Below are 4,830 nucleotides of genomic sequence, written 5' to 3'. Positions count from 1 at the left end.
AAAAAAACATAAAAAAAGGGCTGGTCTTGCGACCAGCCCTTAAGGGATCCCTGAACCTGAAGGTTTCGAAAGGACCCGAGGAGACAACCAGTAGAAACGAAACGTTTCTGAAAACTTAATCTAAATGAAGTATGTCAGGGTTTCCCCTGATTTGTAGAGGTTTTTCCCAACAAAAGATATTTATCTCTTCTACTTCAATCAGTTGTTACAAATTAGCGCTTTTTGGAAGCCGGTTTGCCAGCGTCCACTGCAGTTGATTTGAAATTGGTTTCAGCAGCATCAGTGGCTTGCTTGACGGCTTTTTGCACAGATTCCAGTGCGCTGCTGGCAGCAGCAACAGCGTTTTTCATCAAGGCAACTGCAGACTCAGAGCCGGCAGGTGCGTTTTGAGCAGCTGACTCGATCAAACCCATGAATTTTTGTTGGGCTTCAGCAGCTTGGCCTTCGAAAGACTTGCTCAGCTCGGCCGTAGAGCCCGAAGTGATTTCGTACAGATGGCGGCTGTAAGCAGCCGTCTTTTCAGCCAACGGCTGGAAGTAGCTTGTTTGCAGAGCCATCAGTTCTTGTGCGTCTTTCACGCTCAGCATCGCCTTGGCGTGCTCTGCAGACTCAGCCATTGCAGCTTTGGATGCGCTCAAGTTGAGTTCGACAAGCTTCTCAATGCCTTCAAAGGCTTTGGAAGTCAGGCCCAGCAGGGTTTCGACGGATGCTTTTTGCGAAGCCATAACTTGTTCGACGGTCAACATATGAATATCTCCAATTTGGTAAGGGTAAAAAGTATCTGCTCAGAAACCCAAGCCTTCGCTGGATTATGTTGCAGTGCAGCATGAGTTGAATTATAGGGAGAACATCCTCGCTGGCAAGTATTTATTGTTGCGTTGCAGCACATTAGACAGATATTTCTAGAAAAAGGGGAATTCTTGGTACCGAGACAATAGAGGGATGAAAGCTTTTTACTCAGATCATTTCGTCTTGCCCTTGCCGTCTGAGCATCGCTTTCCCATGGCCAAGTACGCCTTTTTGCGCGACCAGATTCAGCAAACCTTGCCTGCTGTTCAGCTGATGGAGGCGCCATCTGCCAGCGATGGCGAATTGGCCTTGGCGCACAGTCCGAGCTACATCGCATCCATCACAGACGGTTCACTGAGTGCCGCGGCGCAGCGCGAGATTGGATTTCCCTGGAGTTCGGCGATGGTGGCGCGTTCGCGGCGCTCGGTCGGGGCGACAGTAGCCGCCGTGCGCTGCGCCATGGTCGACGGACTGGCGGCCAACCTGGCTGGCGGCACACACCACGCCTCTGCCGACAAGGGCGGTGGGTTTTGTGTGTTCAACGACGTGGCGGTGGCCGCCCGCTTGGCGCAGGCCGAATGGGGCCGCCAGGCAGGCTCGTTGCGACCGGCCTTGAAGGTGGCTGTGATCGATCTGGATGTGCACCAGGGCAATGGCACGGCCAGCATTTTTCGGGATGACCCCAGCGTGTTCACCCTTTCACTGCATGGCGAAAAGAATTTCCCTTTTCGCAAAGAGTCCAGCGACCTGGACGTGGCCCTGCCCGATGGCTGCACCGATGCTGATTACATGTCCGCCCTTGAGCGGGCGCTGGAGGAGTTGGCGAATCGATTCCAGCCCGGTCTGGTGATCTATCTGGCCGGGGCGGATCCATTTGTGGGCGACCGCTTGGGCCGACTCCATCTGAGTTTTGACGGGTTGGAGGCGCGCGACCGGCGCATCTTTGACTGGTGCTTCGAGCGGCGCATACCGCTGGCCTTTGTGATGGCGGGCGGCTACGGCGTGAAGATCGAAGAAACGGTGCAGGTTCAACTCAATACTTACCGCGTGGCGCTTGAGTACAGCGCGCGCTGGAGGGCTGGCAAAATCAGCCCACGAGATTCATAGCTATTTCCCAACTGAACGAGAGACAACCCAATGACCCAAACTATCGTGGACGCCGCGATCACCTCGCGCATGTCCGCCCGCGCTTTCACGCCCGCCCCGGTGTCACGCGAGGCGATCACCGAGTTGCTGCAAGTGGCAAGCCGGGCACCGTCTGGCACCAACACCCAGCCCTGGAAGGTGTATGTGTTGCAAGGCGCCAGTCGCACTGCCTTGTGCGACAAGGTCTGCGCCGCCCATGACGCACTGCGCGCCGACCCGTCACTGGCATCTGAATACAAGGAAGAGTACGACTACTACCCAGAAAAATGGGTTAGCCCGTTCATCGATCGTCGGCGCGAAAACGGCTGGGGTCTTTATGGGGTGCTCGGTATTACCAAAGGCGACAAAGACAAGATGCACTTGCAACATCAGCGCAATTACAAGTTCTTTGATGCACCGGTCGGCCTGATGTTCACGATTGACCGTGTCATGGGGCGTGGTTCCTTGCTCGACTACGGTATGTTCATGCAAAGCATCATGGTGGCAGCGCGTGGGCATGGTCTGCACACCTGTCCGCAGGCCGCCTGGAATGGTTTCTCGAAAATCATCCTGCCGCACATCGGTGCGGGTCCGGATGAGATGCTGGTCTGCGGAATGGCGCTGGGTTATGCCGATGAAACCGATGTGGTGAACACTTTTCACACGCCGCGCGTCCCGGTGGCCGATTTCACGCACTGGCTGGCTTAAGCGGAAAAAGTAGACCGCTTGGACCGGGTAATCACTCTGGTAGCGGGTCCGATTCGCCCTTAAAGTCAATGCCGTGATCTTCTTCCTTCGGCGGGGGGTGGTTGCGTACCTGCGTCTCATCCCTGAGGGAAACTCATGCTCACCGCAATCATTCTCATCTTTGTACTGGCCTACGCGGCGATTGCCCTGGAGCACCCGATCAAGGTCAATAAGTCGGCCTCCGCCTTGATTGGTGCGGGTTTGTTGTGGAGCATTTATGCGCTGTTCACCGACGACCCGAACCAGTTGCTGGCGAACCTGAATGAATCGCTGATGGGCACGGCGCAGATAGTTTTCTTCCTGATGGGTGCCATGACGGTGGTCGAGGTGGTGGATGCGCACAATGGTTTTGAGGTCATCACCTCACGCATCAAGACCACGCGGCTTTCAACGCTGATGTGGATGATCGGGTTTGTGTCGTTTTTCCTGAGCTCCATTCTGGACAACTTGACCACCACCATCGTGATGGTGTCGCTCATGAAAAAGCTGCTTGATAAGCGCGATGACCGCCTGTTTTTTGCCGGCATCATCGTCATTGCGGCCAATGCCGGGGGTGCCTGGACGCCGATTGGTGACGTCACCACCACCATGTTGTGGATCGGCGGACAGATCACCGCGATTGAAATCATGAAGAGTTTGTTCTTGCCTTCGCTGGTCAATCTGCTGGTGCCGCTGGCCGTGACCAGCCGCCTTCTGGGTGACCGTCTGGTGGTCTCGCCGCCCATCCGAAGTGATGTGGATGAGCTTTACACCAGCCCGTTCGAGAGTCATCTGATGTTCTTTCTGGGCCTGGGCATTCTGGTGGCTGTTCCGGTGTTCAAGACCGTCACACACCTGCCACCGTTCATGGGCGTGTTGTTCGGGCTGGGTATTTTGTGGGCCGTGGGCGACTTGGTGCACCGTAAAACGGAAGACCTCAAAAAGCAGCGTTTGACGATTGCGCGAGCCTTGACCCGTATCGACATGAGCTCGGTTGTCTTTTTCATCGGCATTTTGCTGGCGGTGGCAGTGCTGGAGCACACCCATATTCTGACGGCGGTGGCGCAATGGCTTGATCAGACCATCGGTCGGCTGGATGTGATCGTGATGGTCATCGGCCTGGTCAGTGCCGTGGTGGATAACGTGCCGCTGGTGGCAGCCTCGATGGGCATGTACACCCTGGCGCAATACCCGACTGACAGCTTTATGTGGGAATTCATGGCCTACTGTGCTGGCACCGGTGGCTCGATTCTGATCATTGGCTCAGCCGCTGGCGTGGCTGCCATGGGGTTGGAAAAGATTGATTTTGTCTGGTACATGCGCAAAATCAGCCTGCTGGCGCTCATGGGTTACGGTGCGGGTGCCATGGTGTACATCGTGCAGTTCCGCATGTTCCACTAACTCTGATTTATTTTTCAACTGACTCGTTATGAAGCCAAAAATCCTGATCGCCCGCGCCGTTTTTCCTGAAGTCATTGCCAAACTGGCACAGCATTTTGAGGTTGAATCCAACCCCTCTGACACGCTCTTGTCGCCGGCCCAATTGATTGAAAAATTACAGGGAAAGGTGGGGGCCTTCACCACCGGCAGCGAACGTATTGACGCGGCGCTGCTGGCGGCGTGCCCGGGCCTGAAAATCTGCGCCAACATGGCGGTGGGTTACAACAACTTCGACCTCGACGCCATGAGCGCTGCCGGTGTCCAGGCCACTAATACACCCGATGTACTGACGGAAAGCACAGCAGATTTTGGTTTTGCCCTGCTGATGGCCACAGCCCGGCGCATGGCAGAAGCGGAGCACTTTTTGCGTGCCGGTCTGTGGAATAAGTGGAGTTTTGACATGTTTGCCGGCGCCGACATCCATGGCAGCACCTTGGGCATTCTGGGTATGGGCCGCATCGGGCAGGGTATTGCCAAACGCGGCGCGCACGGCTTTGGCATGAAGGTGAACTACCACAACCGCTCCCAGCTGGACGCCGCCACCGAGGCCGAGTGCCAAGCCCGTTTTGTGAGCAAGGAAGAACTGCTGAAAACCGCTGACCATCTGGTGCTGGTGCTGCCGTACTCAGCGTCCTCGCACCACGCGATTGGCGCAGCTGAGCTGGCGCTGATGAAACCCACAGCCACCTTGATCAACATCGCACGCGGGGGCATTGTGGACGACGCGGCCTTGGCGACTGCCCTGCGCAA

5 protein-coding genes are annotated in these 4,830 nt (G+C 56.1%); 4 read left to right on the top strand and 1 reads right to left on the bottom strand.

What is annotated here, in order from left to right; translation table 11 throughout:
- Nucleotides 1–212: 212 nt before the first annotated feature.
- Nucleotides 213–746, bottom strand: coding sequence for a TIGR01841 family phasin (gene phaP, locus WCG50_RS17525; protein ID WP_336900882.1), 534 nt, complete (start codon nucleotides 744–746; stop codon nucleotides 213–215).
- A 196-nt stretch (nucleotides 747–942) separates the two neighbouring features.
- Between phaP and WCG50_RS17520 the strand changes: the two genes are divergently transcribed.
- The 4 genes from WCG50_RS17520 to WCG50_RS17505 form a co-directional block, all read left to right on the top strand.
- Nucleotides 943–1,896, top strand: coding sequence for a histone deacetylase (locus WCG50_RS17520; RefSeq protein WP_336900881.1), 954 nt, complete (start codon nucleotides 943–945; stop codon nucleotides 1,894–1,896).
- A gap of 30 nt (nucleotides 1,897–1,926) precedes the next feature.
- On the top strand, nucleotides 1,927–2,622 hold the full coding sequence (locus tag WCG50_RS17515) for a nitroreductase (RefSeq protein WP_336900880.1): 696 nt from the start codon (nucleotides 1,927–1,929) through the stop codon (nucleotides 2,620–2,622).
- A 135-nt stretch (nucleotides 2,623–2,757) separates the two neighbouring features.
- Nucleotides 2,758–4,041: a sodium:proton antiporter NhaD gene (gene nhaD, locus WCG50_RS17510; protein ID WP_336900879.1), complete on the top strand. Its 1,284-nt coding sequence runs from the start codon at nucleotides 2,758–2,760 to the stop codon at nucleotides 4,039–4,041.
- Nucleotides 4,042–4,069: 28 nt separating this feature from the next.
- A partial coding sequence (locus tag WCG50_RS17505; protein WP_336900878.1) for a D-glycerate dehydrogenase occupies nucleotides 4,070–4,830 on the top strand: 761 nt, incomplete at its 3' end.

Source organism: Rhodoferax sp., from assembly GCF_037143375.1.
Classification (GTDB): domain Bacteria; phylum Pseudomonadota; class Gammaproteobacteria; order Burkholderiales; family Burkholderiaceae_C; genus Rhodoferax.
This window is presented reverse-complemented; position numbering and strand designations above follow the sequence as displayed.